The sequence below is a fragment of the Streptomyces sp. NPDC003023 genome (genome assembly GCF_042888225.1).
In the GTDB taxonomy this organism is placed as follows: Bacteria; Actinomycetota; Actinomycetes; order Streptomycetales; family Streptomycetaceae; genus Streptomyces.
This window is the reverse complement of the sequence record NZ_JBIAPL010000010.1, coordinates 259,590-274,562: the sequence shown is the minus strand read 5'-3', so window position 1 is coordinate 274,562 and position 14,973 is coordinate 259,590. Positions and strand designations below refer to the sequence as shown.

General features: G+C 73.6%; 13 protein-coding genes. 8 read left to right on the top strand and 5 right to left on the bottom strand.

The features are described from left to right. Positions 1-66: 66 nt before the first annotated feature. On the top strand, positions 67-978 hold the full coding sequence (locus ACFYV1_RS28495; protein ID WP_389398462.1) for an SDR family oxidoreductase: 912 nt from the start codon (positions 67-69) through the stop codon (positions 976-978). On the opposite strand, the gene ACFYV1_RS28490 is transcribed toward ACFYV1_RS28495, so the two are convergent. After that, positions 963-1,805 (bottom strand): SDR family oxidoreductase, encoded by an 843-nt coding sequence (locus tag ACFYV1_RS28490; protein WP_389398461.1) that lies wholly within the window; start codon positions 1,803-1,805, stop codon positions 963-965. The two genes, ACFYV1_RS28495 and ACFYV1_RS28490, sit on opposite strands and share 16 nt — an antisense overlap. An 85-nt stretch (positions 1,806-1,890) precedes the next feature. On the opposite strand from ACFYV1_RS28490, the gene ACFYV1_RS28485 reads away from it, so the two are divergent. The 4 genes from ACFYV1_RS28485 to ACFYV1_RS28470 are packed head-to-tail and all read left to right on the top strand — an operon-like array spanning position 1,891 to position 5,625. After that, complete coding sequence (locus ACFYV1_RS28485; RefSeq protein ID WP_389398460.1) at positions 1,891-2,760, top strand: CoA transferase subunit A; 870 nt, start codon at positions 1,891-1,893, stop codon at positions 2,758-2,760. Then, the gene (locus ACFYV1_RS28480; RefSeq protein ID WP_389398459.1) at positions 2,757-3,515 is read left to right on the top strand and encodes a CoA-transferase subunit beta; all 759 of its coding nucleotides are present in this window, start codon (positions 2,757-2,759) and stop codon (positions 3,513-3,515) included. The genes ACFYV1_RS28485 and ACFYV1_RS28480 overlap by 4 nt, the downstream gene beginning before the upstream one ends. Beyond that, positions 3,512-4,762 (top strand): NAD(P)H-dependent flavin oxidoreductase, encoded by a 1,251-nt coding sequence (locus ACFYV1_RS28475; protein ID WP_389398458.1) that lies wholly within the window; start codon positions 3,512-3,514, stop codon positions 4,760-4,762. Before ACFYV1_RS28480 ends, ACFYV1_RS28475 begins: the two co-directional genes overlap by 4 nt. Beyond that, positions 4,732-5,625 (top strand): SDR family oxidoreductase, encoded by an 894-nt coding sequence (locus ACFYV1_RS28470; protein WP_389398457.1) that lies wholly within the window; start codon positions 4,732-4,734, stop codon positions 5,623-5,625. The genes ACFYV1_RS28475 and ACFYV1_RS28470 overlap by 31 nt, the downstream gene beginning before the upstream one ends. Positions 5,626-5,712: 87 nt before the next feature. Here the strand turns inward: ACFYV1_RS28470 and ACFYV1_RS28465 are convergent, their stop codons facing one another. Continuing rightward, positions 5,713-7,497 carry a bifunctional metallophosphatase/5'-nucleotidase gene (locus ACFYV1_RS28465; RefSeq protein WP_389398456.1) on the bottom strand — a complete coding sequence of 595 codons (1,785 nt, stop codon included), beginning with the start codon at positions 7,495-7,497 and terminating at the stop codon, positions 5,713-5,715. A gap of 256 nt (positions 7,498-7,753) precedes the next feature. Between ACFYV1_RS28465 and ACFYV1_RS28460 the strand changes: the two genes are divergently transcribed. The 3 genes from ACFYV1_RS28460 to ACFYV1_RS28450 are packed head-to-tail and all read left to right on the top strand — an operon-like array spanning position 7,754 to position 11,261. Next, complete coding sequence (locus ACFYV1_RS28460) at positions 7,754-8,974, top strand: lycopene cyclase family protein (RefSeq protein WP_389398455.1); 1,221 nt, start codon at positions 7,754-7,756, stop codon at positions 8,972-8,974. Further along, positions 8,971-9,705, top strand: a complete 735-nt coding sequence (locus ACFYV1_RS28455; RefSeq protein ID WP_389398454.1) for a class I SAM-dependent methyltransferase — start codon at positions 8,971-8,973, stop codon at positions 9,703-9,705. The genes ACFYV1_RS28460 and ACFYV1_RS28455 overlap by 4 nt, the downstream gene beginning before the upstream one ends. Further along, complete coding sequence (locus tag ACFYV1_RS28450; protein ID WP_389398453.1) at positions 9,702-11,261, top strand: FAD-dependent oxidoreductase; 1,560 nt, start codon at positions 9,702-9,704, stop codon at positions 11,259-11,261. Before ACFYV1_RS28455 ends, ACFYV1_RS28450 begins: the two co-directional genes overlap by 4 nt. A gap of 58 nt (positions 11,262-11,319) precedes the next feature. Here ACFYV1_RS28450 and ACFYV1_RS28445 read toward each other — a convergent pair whose 3' ends face one another. From ACFYV1_RS28445 to ACFYV1_RS28435, 3 genes are read right to left on the bottom strand one after another with little or no spacing between them, the layout of a single operon-like run. Continuing rightward, positions 11,320-12,393, bottom strand: a complete 1,074-nt coding sequence (locus ACFYV1_RS28445; RefSeq protein WP_389398452.1) for a DUF5914 domain-containing protein — start codon at positions 12,391-12,393, stop codon at positions 11,320-11,322. Beyond that, positions 12,390-13,403, bottom strand: a complete 1,014-nt coding sequence (locus tag ACFYV1_RS28440) for a phytoene/squalene synthase family protein (protein ID WP_389398451.1) — start codon at positions 13,401-13,403, stop codon at positions 12,390-12,392. The genes ACFYV1_RS28445 and ACFYV1_RS28440 overlap by 4 nt, the downstream gene beginning before the upstream one ends. After that, positions 13,400-14,899 carry a phytoene desaturase gene (locus ACFYV1_RS28435; RefSeq protein WP_389398450.1) on the bottom strand — a complete coding sequence of 500 codons (1,500 nt, stop codon included), beginning with the start codon at positions 14,897-14,899 and terminating at the stop codon, positions 13,400-13,402. Before ACFYV1_RS28435 ends, ACFYV1_RS28440 begins: the two co-directional genes overlap by 4 nt. Positions 14,900-14,973 lie beyond the last annotated feature (74 nt).

The following is a 14,973-nucleotide window of genomic DNA, read 5'->3' as shown; positions in this document are numbered from 1 at the left end:
AGGTAGCAGGGGGGCGGGTCCCGGTCCGGTCCCCGTCGTCGTTCCGCCGCCGAGAGGATGCAAACCATGAGTGGACTGTGCACGGGGCGCGTCGTCGTCGTCACGGGAGCCGGCCGGGGGCTGGGGCGCGCCCACGCCCTCGCCTTCGCCGCCGAGGGAGCACGGGTCGTCGTCAACGACCTCGGTGTCGGACTCGACGGCACGGGCGGGATCGCGGCCCCGGCCCGGAAGGTTGTCGACGAGATCCGGTCCCTCGGCGGCGAGGCGGTGGCCCACGGCGGTGACGTGGCGACCGCGGAGGGCGCCGCGTCACTCGTCGCCACGGCCCTCGACGCCTTCGGCCGCCTTGACACCCTCGTCAACAACGCGGGCTTCCTGCGCGACCGGATGCTGGTCAACCTGGACGAGGACGACTGGGACGCGGTCGTGCGGGTCCATCTCAAGGGCCACTTCCTGCCGCTGCGGCACGCGGCCGAGCACTGGCGCGCCGAGGCGAAGGCGGGCCGCACCCCGAAGGCCCGGGTCGTCAACACGAGTTCCGGCGCGGGTCTGCTGGGCAGCGTCGGGCAGGGCAACTACGCGGCCGCCAAGGCCGGCATCGTGGCGCTGACCCTAGTCGCCGCCGCCGAGACGGCCCGCTACGGCGTCCAGGTCAACGCGATCGCCCCGGCCGCTCGCACCCGTATGACGGAACAGGCCTTCGCCCAGGCGATGGCGGCGCCTGCCGAGGGGGAGTTCGACGCGATGGCGCCGGAGAACGTCTCCCCGCTGGTGGTGTGGCTCGGCTCCGCCGCCTGCGCGGGCGTGACCGGCCGGGTCTTCGAGGCGGAGGGCGGCCGGATCACCGTCATGGAGGGTTGGCGGCCGGGGCCGAGCGCCGACGCTGCCGCCCGCCGGACGCCGGCGGAGGCGGGGGAGACGGCCCGCGAGCTGCTGGCCGAGGCGGAGCCTCCCGGTGCCGTCTACGGGGCGGGGTAGCGCAGTTGCCGCCTGGCCGCGAGATAGCGGGCGGGCAGTTCGCCACCTCCGTGCACGGCCAGGTCCGCGCCGCTGACATAGGAGGCCAGCGGGCCCGCCAGATACAGGCAGGCTCCGGCGATGTCCCCTGGAGCGGCCAGCCGCTCCAGGGCGACGACCCGGGCCATGCCGCCGCCACCGTCCTCGGCGGGGACAGGTGCGCCGTCCTCGCCGGGAGCGGGTGCGCCGTCCTCGGCGGGAACGGGCACGGCGTCCTCGGCGAGGACCGGCCCGGCGGTGATGTGGTTGACGCGCACGGCGGGCCCCCACTCGAGGGCCAGCGCCCTGGTCAGCACCAGCAGACCGGCCTTCGCCGCCGAGTAGGCGGCCGTGCCGGGCTGGGGGCAGTGCGCGGAGACGCTGCCGATGTTGATGACGCAGCCGCCGTCGGCCTGCTGCCGCATGAACCGGTGGGCGGCCCTCGCGGTGTAGTACGGGGCCAGCAGGTTGAGTGCCACGACCCGCTCGGCGAATCCGGGCGAGGCGGTGGCCGCGTCGGCGTCGGGTGAACCCCCGGCGTTGTTGACGAGCACGTCCAGCCTGCCGTAGCGGCTCACAGCGCTCTCGACGAGCTCCTCGGCCGCCGCCGGGTCGCGGACGTCGGCGGGGTGGAACAGCGCGCTCCGTCCGTCCGCGCGGGGGAGTGGCGGCGGTTCGCGGCGTCCGCACACGACGACGTCCGCTCCGGCGGCCAGGAACGCGCCGGCGATCGACCGGCCGATGCCCCTGGTCCCCCCGGTGACGACCACCGCCCGGCCTGTGAAGTCCAGCGGATTGCCGGTGCCCATGGTGAGCCCCTTCCGAGTCCGGTCGGACCAGCCTAAGGTTTCTACCAAACATTTGCTAGGTTGACGGCCCGTCAGGAGCTGCCGCATGCGCGACAAGAGGATGACCGAGCGAGAGGTGGTCGGCCGGATGAGATCCGGCATGACCATCGGCATCGGCGGCTGGGGCTCCCGTCGCAAACCGATGTCACTGGTACGCGAGATCCTGCGCTCCGACCTGGACGATCTGACCGTCGTCTCCTACGGAGGCCCCGACGTCGGACTGCTCTGCGCCGCCGGCAAGATCCGCAAGCTGGTGTTCGGGTTCGTCTCGCTGGACACCGTCGCACTCGACCCGCACTTCAGGGCCGCCCGCCAGACCGGCCGCATCGAGGTGGCCGAGTACGACGAGGGCATGCTCCAGTGGGGCCTGTACGCGGCCGCGCTGCGCCTGCCGTTCCTGCCCACCCGCGCGGGCCTTGGCTCCGACGTCATGTCGGTGAACCCGGACCTGTGCACCGTCGCCGACCCGTACGGCAGCGGAGAGGAGATGCTCGCCGTGCCGGCGATCCCCCTCGACGTCGCGCTCGTCCACATGAACCGCGCCGACGCTGCGGGCAACGCCCAGTGTCTCGGGCCCGACCCGTACTTCGACGACGTCTTCTGCAACGCCGCGGAACAGGCGTTCGTCTCCTGCGAGCGGATCGTGCCCACCGCCGAACTCACCACCGGGGCCCACCCCTCGACGATCGTGATCCGGCGGCTCGCCGTGACCGGTGTCGTCGAGGCCCCTGGCGGGGCGCACTTCACCTCGTGCGCCCCCGACTACGAACGGGACGAGACCTTCCAGAAGGAGTACGTCACCGCGGCCCGCGACCCCGGAACATGGGCTGCGTTCCACCGGCGCCTCCTCGCCGACGACCGGGAGCGCCCTCGAAGCACCGTCGGCGGCCGCCGCGGTGAGGAGCAGCCGGCATGAGCGGCGCGACCCGGGCCGAGATCTGCGCCGTCGCCTGCGCGGAGGCCTTCCGGGACAACGGCGAGATCCTCGCCAGCGCCTTCGGCACGATTCCCGCGATCGGCGTCCGGCTGGCCAGGCACACCTTCTCGCCCGAACTGCTGCTGACCGACGGGGAGGCGTACCTGGTGCAGGGGACATGGCCCGTCGGCGCACGGGCCGAGGGCACGATCGAGGGCTGGTCGCCGTTCCGGACCGTCTTCGACCTGGTGTGGAGCGGCAAACGCCACGCCATGATGATCCCGACCCAGATCGACGCCCACGGAAACGTCAACATCTCCGCCATCGGACCGCACGCCAGGCCGAAGGCGCAGCTGGTCGGCGTCAGGGGAGCCCCGGGCAACACCGTCTGTCACCCCGTCAGTTACTGGGTGCCCCGGCACAGCACCAGGGTCTTCGTCCCCGGCGTCGACATGGTGGCGGGCGTCGGCACGGACTCCGCCGCCAAGGCCGGACCCGCCGCGAGCCGCCACCACGACCTGCGCCGAGTGGTCACCGAACTCGCCGTGCTGGACTTCGAACCGCGGTCGGGAACGATGCGACTGGTGTCCGTACACCCCGGCACCGGCGTCGACGAGGTCCGCGAGCGCACCGGATTCCCCCTGCTCGGCGAAGACGAGGTGCCCGCCACCAGACAGCCGACCGAGGACGAACTCCGCCTGATCCGCGAGGTGATCGACCCGAAGGGGCTGCGCGGCACGGAGGTCGCGGGGTGAGCCGGCCGGTGGCGCCGCATCCGGCGCTGCGCACCCGGGCCTGCGAACTGTTCGGTGTCGAGTACCCGATCGTCCAGACCGGCATGGGGTACGTCTCCGACGCCGTCCTCACCGCGGCGACCGCGGAGGCGGGCGGTCTCGGCATCCTGTCCGCCGGGCTTCTCGGTCTCTTCGAGCTCGAACAGGCCGTCGCCGCCGTGCGGTCGGCGACGGACAGGCCCTTCGGCGTCAACCTGCGCGCCGACCAGCCGGACGTGGAGCGCCGCATCGACGTCCTCATCCGCAACGGTGTGAAGGTCGCGTCCTTCGCCCTCGCGCCCAGGCGGGAACTCGTCGAACGCTGCAAGGAGGGCGGCCTGGTCGTCGTGCCCTCCGTCGGCGCGCGGCGCCACGCGGAGAAGGTGGCCGCCTGGGGCGCCGACGCGGTGATCGTCCAGGGCGGTGAGGGCGGTGGGCACACCGGCCCGGTGCCGACCAGCCTCCTGCTGCCCCAGGTCGTCGACGCCGTGGACATCCCGGTCGTCGCGGCCGGGGGCTACTTCGACGGACGGGGCCTGGTCTCCGCACTGGCCTACGGCGCGGACGGGATCGCCATGGGCACCCGGTTCCTGCTCACCAGCGACTCGCCGGTCGCCCAGCGGGTCAAGGAGGCCTACCTCGCCACGACCGTCACCGACACGGTGCTGACGCTGCAGATCGACGGCATACCCCAGAGGGTCCTTCGGACCGGCACGGTCGAGCGGCTGGAGAGCGGCACCGCCACCGGGCGGATGCTGCGTGCCGTGCGCAACGCCGTCGCCTTCCGCGACCTCTCCGGCACCCCGTGGCCCGCCCTGGTCAGGGAGGGCCTCGCCATGAGGAAGGCGCACGGACTCACCTGGAGCCAGGTCGTGATGGCGGCCAACGCGCCGATGCTCTACCGCGCGGCACTGCTCGAAGGGCGCACCGACATGGGTGTGATGGCCACCGGTCAGGTGGTGGGCCTGATCGACGACCTGCCCAGCTGCGCCGAGCTGATCGCACGGATCGTGGCCTCGGCGGACGAGGTACTGGTGCGCCTCGGCAGCCCGAACGGCTCAGACGAGCGTGCCCCGGCGGGCGTCCACGGCCTTGGCCACCCGGACGGCTCCGAAGGCCGTGCCCCGGAGAGCTCAGACGGCCGTGACACCACGGCCCACACCGGAACGACGACTCCGCCGCGAGGAGAGGAGCACGGATGTCCGCACCGGACGAACGTCCAGAAGTGACGGCCGCCCCGGCCGGCCGCGACCCGAGCCGGGCCGACCGTGATCCGAGCCCGGCCGGCCGCGACCCCGCCCCGGCCGGCCGCGACCCCGCCCCGGCCGGCCCCGGTCCTTCCCACGGCCTGCTCGCGGGACGCACGGTCGTCGTCACCGCCGCCGCCGGTACGGGCATAGGCTTCGCGGCCGCCCGGCGGTGCGCGGAGGAAGGCGCCAGGCTGGTCGTCAGCGACCGGCACGAACAGCGTCTCGAGACAGCGGCCCACCGCCTCCACGAGCTCACCGGCGAACGCCCCCTGGCCGTACCCTGCGACGTCACCGACGGCGCGCAGATCGACCGCCTGATGGACGCGGCGGCCGAGGAGTTCGGGGGCATCGACGTCCTGATCAACAACGCGGGACTCGGCGGCACCGCCGGCGTCGCCGACATGACGGACCATCAGTGGGACACCGTCCTGGCCGTCACCCTCACCGGCACCTTCAAGGCCACCCGGTCCGTGCTGCGCCACATGCTCCCGGCCGGGCGCGGTGTGATCGTCAACAACGCCTCGGTGATCGGCTGGCGTGCCCAGCGGGGACAGGCCCACTACGCCGCCGCCAAGGCCGGTGTGATGGCGCTGACCCGCTGCAGCGCCCTGGACGTCGCGCCGCACGGCGTCCGCGTCAACGCGGTCGCGCCGAGCATCGCCATGCACCCCCACCTCGCCAGGGTCACCAGCGACGAACTGCTGGCCGACCTCAGCTCCCGTGAGGCGTTCGGCCGCGCCGCGGAGCCCTGGGAGGTGGCCAACGTGATGGTCTTCCTCGCCAGCGACTACTCGTCGTACATGACGGGCGAAGTCGTCTCCGTCAGCAGTCAGCACGCCTGAGCGGCGAACCGCCCGGGCGGGCCGCGCCCGCTCGCGGATGCGAGGCGTGGCGTGCCGCCGCCCGGGCGGACTCGTGGGCGGGGCCGGTCAGCCCTTGATCCGGACCCGGTCGAGCGGTGCCGGGGAGATCTTTTTGTGGGCCCTCAGATAGTCCACGAAGACCTCGTGGTCGGGTCCGCCTCGTGCCGGGTCCGTGGCGCCCGCGAAGGCGGTGTAGCCGTCTCCTCCGATCACCGTGTACGCGAGAGCGGCCACGCGGTAGGTGCGTGCGGGGTCCAGGGGCCGACCGTCGATCAGCACGTCGGCAGGCTCGATCCGGTCGCCCGGGGCCTTCGTCGGGTCGTAGGCGTACGCGACATTGCGGGAGACGGCCAGCGGCGCCGCTTTCACGCTGCCGTCCGTCTGCTGCTGCCACTGCTGCTCGAGGATCGCGTCGAGCCGGCTGCCGGTCACCGAGACGGTGAGGACCGGGTTTCCGTAGCCGTAGACGTTCCACGACTCGCCGAACAGGATCCGGCCGTCGGCGTCGGCGGGGTGACTGCCCTTGGCGAAGGGCAGGTCCCCGCGGACGGCGGTGCTGCCGATGGCGGGCTTCGCGGCGACCAGTGCCAGATCGGCCCGGGTGGCACGGGTGCGGTTGGCTTCCCAGTAGTGGACGTCGGCGAACAGGTCGGCCGCCGTGCTCTCCCCGGCCGCGTTCTGTGTCCGGGTGAAGGAGCCGGTCTGAGTGGCGAGCGGCTCGGCGAAGCGCTGGGCCCCGCGCTCGGCCCAGTGGTCGACGATCTTCTGCACCTCGGGGTCGGGTGCCACGTCGCGCGTCACCGCGTGGTTGACCGAGGTCGTGCGGCCGCGGTCCACCTCACCGGTGCGTGCGTCGATGGACAGGTTGATCTCGTTGATCAGGCCGCCGTGGTGACCGGCTTCGACGACCGGGCGCGGATTCCCGTCCGGGTCGGGCAGCGTGCAGTTGAACCGGGAGTGCCAGTGGCCGGTGATCACCGCGTCGATCTCCGGCGACACCTTCTTCGCCAGGTCGATCACCGGGCCGTAGGGGGAGTCGCACTCGTTGAAGCCCGCTGTCGCGGCGGACCTGGTCGATCCGCCGTCGTGCACGTTGAGCACGATGGCCTCGACCCCGCGCTGCTTGAGTTCCCGGGCGTAGCGGTCGGCGGTCGCCACCTGGTCGAGCTCGCGCAGCCCCGGCTGGTACGAGGTCGAGCCGGTGACCGTGCCGGGCACGGTCGTCGTGATGAAGCCGACCGGGACGTGCCTGCCGTTCGCGCCGCGGAACCACTCGATGCGGTACGGGTCCACGACCGTGCGGCCCGTGCGGGCGGAGACGACGTTGCCGGACTGGAAGTCGAAGTTCGCCCCCCTGAACCGCCGTCCGGAGGAGTCCGGGTAGCAGCTGTCGACCCCGACGGTACCGAAGCAGTGGCCCCGCTCCATGTGCTTGACGAGGAAGTCCGGTGAGACGTCCAGCTCGTGGTTGCCCATGGCCGAGAAGCTCAGGCCCAGCTTGTTGAGGACCTCGACGGTCGGCTCGTCCTGGAAGGCGTCCACTTCGAAGGGCCAGCCGGCGAAGTTGTCACCGGCGGAGAAGAAGACGGAGTTGCGGTGACCGGACCGCAGCCGCTCGAGGTGGGTGGCCAGATAGGCGGCGCCGCCGACGGTGACCGAGGTGCCGTTCCCCGCGGGTATTCGGCCTCCCTGCCCGGCGGTGGGCGGCTGCAGATAGCCGTGGAAGTCGGTGATGCTGAGCAGCTGCACGTCGACGGCGTCGTCTGCCGCCGCCGGTGAGACGGACAGTGCGCCGCCGATCAGGGCGGCGCCCGCGACGACGACGCCGAGCCGGCGAAGGACGCTTCTCAAGGTGGTACCCCCTTCGGAGTTGGACGGGCTGACTCATTGGACGGGCTGACTCATCCCAACTCCCCCTGGTGTCAGGGCCATGAAATCCGTGCTGCGCAGAGCCGCATGGGGCATGGCGGAGAGCCACCCGCCGGCTCGCCTCCCGCCCAGGGGCCACGGGAAAGGACGCGCCGCCACGCGGGCGACGGCCGGAAGCCACTTCCCGAGGCCACGGACCGGCAGACTCGGCGCAGCGGCGCATGCACGAGGAGGACCGGTGAACCATGAGCGGGTCGCTTCCGACGTCGTGATCGTCGGTGCCGGCGCGGCCGGCCTCTCCCTCGCCCACGCGATCACCGCGCCCGGCGCCGCACGCCCGCCGACGGTGACGCTCGTGGAGACTCCGCTGCGGTCCCTGCGCCCCGCCCGGCGCACCTGGTGCTACTGGCAGGAGGGCACGGGCGACTTCGACGACGCCGTCGTCGCCTCCTGGCGGCGGCTGCGGGTCCGCGGCCGGGACGGCGAGGTCACCGACGGCGAACTGCGGGCGCTGCGGTACCGGATGCTCCGCTCGGACACCTTCGAGGCCCTGGTGCGGTCGCGCCTCGCGGCACTGCCCCAGGTGCGGTTGGTGGAGGCGACGGCGGAGACGGTACGCGACGTGCCCGGCGGAGCCGAAGCGCTCTGCACCGGCGCGGACGGCGGCCGCCTCACCCTGGCGGGCAGGCACCTGTTCGACTCGCGGCCCGTCCGATCGCTGCCACCGGCCCGCAGCACCCTGCTCCAGCACTTCCGGGGCTGGTTCGTCCGCACGTCCGCCGACGCCTTCGAGGAGGAGGTGGTGGAACTGATGGACTTCCGCGTCCCGCAGCCGTCCCACGGCCTCGCCTTCGGGTACGTCCTCCCGCTCGGACCGAGAGAGGCCCTTGTCGAGTACACCCAGTTCTCCCGCGCCCCGTTGACCCGGCAGGCGTACGAGGCGGCACTGGACCACTACACCCACCGCGTCCTGCGCCTCGGTCCGTTCGAGGTGACCGCCGCGGAAACCGGCGTCATCCCCATGACCGATGCCCGCTTCCCCCGCGCAGCCGGCGCCGCCGTCCACCGCATCGGAGCGGCCGGCGGCGCCACCCGCCCGGCGACGGGCTACACGTTCTCGGCCGTGCAGCGGCAGAGCGGGGCGATCGCCGCCGCACTGCGCGCGGGCAGGAACCCGGGGCCGCCGGCGCCCCACGCACGACGGGCACTGGCCATGGACGCGGTCATGCTGCGGGCCCTGGACACCGGACGTGTCGACGGCCCCGACTTCTTCACCCGGTTGTTCCGCCGGACACCGGCCGAGCGGGTCCTGCGGTTCCTCGACGGCCGCACCCGACTGTGGGAGGACGTCCTCATCGGCTTCTCCACGCCCGTCGCCCCCATGATCCGCACCGCGGCCGAACTCCCCTTCCTGCCGCGGAGAACCAGCCCGGCCACCCATGAGGAGAGCACCCGATGACCGTGATGCGGGACGCGGAACTGGCAGACGCCTTCGACCACGCGGCCCCGGCGTACGACCGTCTCGTCGGCCTCAACGCCGGTTACCACGCCGACCTGAGACGGTCCGCGCGCCGGCTGCGCCTGCCCGGCGGCGGTGCCGGCCTGCACATCCTCGACCTCGGCTGCGGTACGGGCGCCTCCACGGCGGCCCTGCTCCGCGCCGCCCCGCTCGCCGGGATCACCGCCGTCGACGCCTCGGCGGGGATGCTCGAGCGCGCGACCGCCAAGCCGTGGCCCGCCGGAGTGTCGTTCGTCCACTCGCCGGTGGAGCGGCTGACCGCCGCAGCGGTCACCGGTCCCTACGACGCGGTCTTCGCCGGCTACCTGTTCCGCAACGTGGCGGACCCCGGCGCCGTACTGGCCACCGCCCGCTCGCTGCTGCGCCCCGGCGGCAGGATCGCCGTGCACGAGTACACCCTCAGCGGCCGCGTCGCGCACCGGGCGCTGTGGTCGGCCGTGTGCGCATCGGTGATCGTCCCGGCGGGCGCGCTCTTCGGCGACACCGACCTGTACCGTCATCTGCGCCGCAGCGTGCTGGACTTCGACACGGCACCCGCTTTCGCGGCCAGGCTCACCGGCGCCGGATTCACCGGCGTCCGCGTCCTGCCCGTCCCCGGCTGGCAGACCGGCATCGTCCACACCTTCCTGGGACGCCGCCCCGTGCACGAGTCGGGCGGCGGTGCCCGATGACCGGGCGGGCCACGTACACCCCCCGCCGGGGAAGGGACCGCAAGGCGCAGATCCTGATGCCCGAACCCGGCCTGGACCGTCCGCACGGCCCGGGGCCGCGGGCAGCGGTCGTCGGCGGCGGCATCGCCGGTCTGGCCGCCGCCACCGCCCTGGCGGAGCGCGGCGTGCGCGTCACGCTCCACGAGCGGGAGCCAGTACTCGGCGGCCGCCTCGCCGGCTGGCGGACCGAACTCTCCGACGGCACAACGGCGACGATGAGCCGCGGCTTCCACGCCTTCTTCCGCCAGTACTACAACCTGCGGGGCCTGCTGCGCCGCGCCGACCCCACCCTCTCCGTCCTGCGACCGCTGCCCGACTACCCGCTGCGCCACCGCGGCGGACTCACCGACAGCTTCGCCCGTGTACCCCGCACACCTCCCTGGAGTGCCCTCGGCTTCGCCGCGCTCAGCCCGACGTTCGGATGGCGTGACCTCGCCGCCATGAACCCCGAAGCGGCCCTCCCGCTGTTCGACGTCCGTGTACCGGACGTCTACGAACGCCATGACGGTGTCAGCGCCCGCGACTTCCTCGCCGCGGTCAACTTCCCCCCGGCCGCCCACCATCTGGCGTTCGAGGTCTTCTCCCGCAGCTTCTTCTCGGACCCACGGGAACTGTCGGCCGCGGAACTGCTGCTGATGTTCCACATCTACTTCCTCGGCTCCTCAGAGGGACTGCTCTTCGACGTGCCCGACGAGCCCTACCCGCAGGCACTGTGGGATCCGCTGGCCCGCCGTCTCGGCCGGCTGGGTGTCGACATCCTGACCCGCACCCCCGTCGAGTCCGTCCGCGAGACCGCCGGGACGGCGCTGTGCGTCGAGGCCGCCGACAGGTGCACCGACTACGACGCCGTCGTCCTGGCCCTGGACGTGCCGGGTCTGCGGCGTCTCGTCGCGTCCTCGCCCGGGCTGGGTGACCGGCCGTGGCGCGAGGGCATCGCCGCCCAGCGCAGCGCGCCCGCGTTCCTCGTGTCCCGGCTGTGGCTCGACCGGCCCGTCGAGCCGGGCCGGGCCGGCTTCCTCGGTACGAGCGGCTTCGACGGGCTGGACAACGTCAGCGTCCTGGACCGCTGGGAGGGGGAAGCCGCGCGGTGGGCGCGGCGCACCGGCGGCAGCGTCGTGGAACTGCACGCGTACGCGGTCGAGGCACGGGCCGACCGCCAGGAGGTCGAGCGGAGGCTGCTGCGGCAGCTCCACCACGTCTACCCGGAGACGGCGGCCGCCAGGATCGTCGACGTCCGCCACGAGTGGCGGGCGGACTGCCCGATGTTCCCCGTGGGCGGCCACCCCACGCGCCCGACGGTGCGCACCCCGCACCCCGCCCTGATGGTGGCCGGCGACCTCGTCCGCACCGACCTCCCCGTGGCGCTCATGGAGCGAGCGGCGACCACCGGGTTCCTCGCCGCCAACGCTCTGCTGCGGCGCTGGGGCGTACGGGGCCACCCGCTGTGGACGGTCCCCCGCAGAGGGCGCTCCCCGATGCTCCGAGGCATGGCCGCCCTGGCCGCCCGGCGTTCCTGATCCCGGCGCCCCGGCCGCCCGGCGTCGCTGATCCCGGCGTCGCTGATCCCGGCGCTCCTCATCCGGGGAAGCGGCCGGTGCTGCGCAGCAGCCGGCGCCGCTCCGCGTAGGCGAGGTCGTCCCGCCACAGGCGTCCCGCCGCCCACCGCATCAGCGGCCTGAGCGCGGGAGCCGCGGCGCGCGCGGCGGCGAACCCGCGCCGGTCGGACACGGCGACGATCGCCTCCGTGACGGCCGTGCGCGGGGTGCCGTACCGGTCAGGGCCCAGGGGAGTGGCATGCGTCTCCACGACGGATTCCGCGCCCTCGCCCTCGGTGATGCGCATGACGACCGTCCGCGGCCCGGGTGCTGTGAACACGGCCCGTACGGGGACGACCAAGCGTCCGGCGACCCTGAAGGACACGTCGACCGTGAACGCGTCGGTATCGGGGTCGGGCTCGAGGTCGGGGTCTGCGCCGACGTCGGCGGAGCGGTCGCCGGACCCGGCCGCCGCCGCGGCCTCCCCCGGTGTCGACACGACGGTCAGATCGGCGAAGGAGTACGGATGGAACCACGAACCGTGCCACGGATCCAGGCGGTTGGCCACGACGTCCTCCGGCTCACAGCGGCCCACCGCCGAGAACACCGCGTCCACAGCACCGTTGCGTGGACGGTCCGGCACGACCGGACGCTCGAGCGGCGGCTCCCCGCCGAGCTCGTCCAGGCGCACCCAGGCGAGCAGGCCGTCGTCGTGGGCGGGCAGCGGGTCCCAGCCCGCGAAGGGGCCGCCGTCCAGGGCGAGTCCGTGCCAGCGGCACACGACGGTGCCGCACACCACCCGCCCGTCCCGCAGCGGAGCGCCGAGATGCGGACAGGCCCCCGGCCCGGCCAGCAGTTCACCCGTGCCGGAGCGCCAGGCGATGACCTCCGTACCCCCGACGCTTCGGGCGAAGGGCCGCCCGCCGCGGCCGATGTCGCGTGAGGCCCCGATCACGTACCAGTTGCCCGACGGCCGTGCCGCGGAACGCTTCAGGGCGTCCGCGATGAGGGACGGCCTCGCCTCGTGCCAGGTGGGCGTCTGCCTCTCCCAGCGGACCGGGCGCCGCGACCTCAGCGGCAGGCCGCGTCGCAGCTGTCCTCGAACGTCCGTCATGTGCCCTGCCTCCCGCGGCCCGCGACCGGTGCGACGCCCGTCGGCGCGCCCGCCTGCCTCCCGGGCGCCCGGTGGCGCCGCGGACGCAGGCGGGCCGTGACGACGCCCGCGAGCCCGGCCAGCGCCACCCGCGCCCGCCGCCGACGCGGCACCGCGGCCCTCCGCTGGACCACGGCGTAGCCGTCGTCCGCGATCGCGTCGAGAATCCCGCCGTACAGCGTGTACGCCGTCCGGATGCACGGACGGACGCGCGGCTCCAGTATCGCGATCCCGGGTTCCGCCTCCCGGTAGACGCCGCGGGTGAGCGCGGCGGCGGCCTCCAGCGCCGCTCGGATCCGGTGATCGGTCCGCCCGGTGGCGCGGCTCCATTCGAGCAGCCCGCGGTCGACGCCGTGCGCGGCGAGCAGGTCGGCCGGCAGATACACCCGCCCCCGGTCGAGGTCCTCGCCGACGTCGCGGAGGAAGTTGGTGAGCTGGAACGCGATGCCCAGCGCGGCGGCGTGGGGCGTGGCCACCTCCCGCGGCACCACCGTGCCCAGCACCGGCAGCATCTGCAGTCCGATCACCGCGGCGGACCCGTGCATGTACGCGCGGAGGTCGTCGTACGTCGGATAGTCCGTGACCGTCAGGTCGTCGCGCATGGAGGTCATGAAGTCGGCGAAGTGCTCGTGCGGGATGGCGTACGTCCGGGCCGTGTCGGCGACCGCCCGCACCACGGGCTCCGTGCTCAGGCCGGTTCGCAGCCCCTCGGCGAGTTCGCGTCCGAGCGATGCGAGCCGCCGCTCGCGCACCGTCGGTGTCTGTCCGGACGCCAGGTCGTCCACGATGTCGTCCGCCCAGCGCGCGAAGCCGTAGAGCGCGTGCACCGCCGGACGGCGATGGACGGGCAGCAGGCGTGTCGCCAGGAAGTACGTCCTGCCGTGCCGGGCGTTGAGGCGCCGGCAGTGCAGATACGCCGCGCGCAGCGCCGGGTCCGAGATCCGGGCCGCGTCGAGTTCACGTCGTGTCATGAACGCCTCCCACCCGCGCCGATGCGGGCCGCCGCGAGCTTGCCGCTGATCAGTACGGTGGGCACGCCGACGCCCGGGGCCGTCCCGCAGCCGGCGAGCACGGCGTTCTCGACACCCGCGACGAGGTTCCGCGGCCGGAACGGGCCGGTCTGCGCGAAGGTGTGGGCCACGGAGAACGGAGTGCCCGCCGCGTGCCCCAGTGCCGTCCAGTCGGCGGGCGTGACCAGACGTTCCTCCTCCACCGAGTCGGCGAAGCCCTCGAGCCCCCGTTTCTCCAGCTCGGCGACGAGTCCGTCGCGGTAACGCGGTCCGAGACGGGCCCACTGCTCCGCCGACGGGCCGGTCTCGGTGTTGGGGCACGGTGCGAGCACGTAGTGCAGATGCCGGCCTTCGGGAGCCAGCGCCGGGTCGTGTGCGGTGGGCCGGGTGATCAGCAACGACGGGTCGCTCATCAGGCGTCCGCCACGGGTGATCTCCTCGAAGGTGCGTTCCCACGCGTGGCCGAAGGAGAGCGTGTGGTGCCCCAGTTGGGGCCAGGTGCGGCGCGTGCCCGCGTGCAGGACCACCGCCGACGGCGAGTGGGTGAGCCGCACCGGGCGGCGTGGGCTGCGGCCCAGCAGGCGGTGGACGACGGGCAGATCGGGAGTCAGCACCACCGCGTCGCAGCCGACTTCCTCCCGCTCGTCGCCGGCGAGCCGCACCGCGGTGACGCGGCCCGCCGCGATCCGCAGGCCGACGACCTCGCTTCCGTAGCGGAACTCGGCCCCCGCGCCCTGGGCGGCGTCCGCCATCGCCGTCGGCAGTGCGTGCACACCGCCCCTGGGGAAGTACACCCCGGCCACGGTGTCCATGTAGGCGATGACGGCATAGGCGGCGAGCGCCCGTGCGGGCGGCACCCCCGCGTAGAGGGACTGGAAGGTGAACACCCTGCGCAGCCGCGGGTCCTTGATGTACCTGCCGACCTGCGTGTCCAGCCGGCCGAAGCCGCGCAGCGCGGCGAGCCGCGCCAGCTCGGGACGGAGCAGTCCGAACGGGGAGTCGAAGTTCGTGTCGATGAACCGCCGCATCTGGGCTTCGTAGAGGGAACGGAGCCACTGCCGCAGCCGGCGGTATCCGGCGGCCTCGGCCGGCCCGGCGAACGCGCGCACCTCCTCGGCCATCGCGTCGCCGTCGGTGTGCACGTCGAGGCCGGAACCGTCGGCGAACCGCGCCCGGTAGGCGGGACGCAGTTCGGCGAGTTCGACCCGGTCCGCCAGAGAGTCCCCCACCGCGGCGAAGGCCTCGTCGGCCAGATGAGGCATGGTGAGCACCGTCGGACCGGTGTCGAGGAGATAACCCCCCGCGCGGATGCGTCCCGCCCGTCCGCCGGGCTGGTCCGAGCGTTCCAGCACGGTCACCCGGCGGCCGCTGCCCAGCAGGTGCAGCGCCGCCGCGAGACCGGACAGCCCGGCGCCGACGACGACCACATGGTCGGTGCGGCCGGGGACGGTTCTCATCGGGCGGCCTCCTCGTGCGGCGCGTCCGGACCGCCGCTGTGCGGTCCAGACTGCCGAGCACCGCCGCCGGGGCG

What these genes read in the sequence shown, in the direction of transcription:
- ACFYV1_RS28485 (WP_389398460.1), top strand. Translation starts at nt 1,891, where the DNA reads ATGCGCGACAAGAGGATGACCGAGCGAGAGGTGGTCGGCCGGATGAGA.
- ACFYV1_RS28435 (WP_389398450.1), bottom strand. Translation starts at nt 14,899, where the DNA reads ATGAGAACCGTCCCCGGCCGCACCGACCATGTGGTCGTCGTCGGCGCC.
- ACFYV1_RS28495 (WP_389398462.1), top strand. Translation starts at nt 67, where the DNA reads ATGAGTGGACTGTGCACGGGGCGCGTCGTCGTCGTCACGGGAGCCGGC.
- ACFYV1_RS28445 (WP_389398452.1), bottom strand. Translation starts at nt 12,393, where the DNA reads ATGACGGACGTTCGAGGACAGCTGCGACGCGGCCTGCCGCTGAGGTCG.
- ACFYV1_RS28490 (WP_389398461.1), bottom strand. Translation starts at nt 1,805, where the DNA reads ATGGGCACCGGCAATCCGCTGGACTTCACAGGCCGGGCGGTGGTCGTC.
- ACFYV1_RS28470 (WP_389398457.1), top strand. Translation starts at nt 4,732, where the DNA reads ATGTCCGCACCGGACGAACGTCCAGAAGTGACGGCCGCCCCGGCCGGC.
- ACFYV1_RS28455 (WP_389398454.1), top strand. Translation starts at nt 8,971, where the DNA reads ATGACCGTGATGCGGGACGCGGAACTGGCAGACGCCTTCGACCACGCG.
- ACFYV1_RS28480 (WP_389398459.1), top strand. Translation starts at nt 2,757, where the DNA reads ATGAGCGGCGCGACCCGGGCCGAGATCTGCGCCGTCGCCTGCGCGGAG.
- ACFYV1_RS28450 (WP_389398453.1), top strand. Translation starts at nt 9,702, where the DNA reads ATGACCGGGCGGGCCACGTACACCCCCCGCCGGGGAAGGGACCGCAAG.
- ACFYV1_RS28440 (WP_389398451.1), bottom strand. Translation starts at nt 13,403, where the DNA reads ATGACACGACGTGAACTCGACGCGGCCCGGATCTCGGACCCGGCGCTG.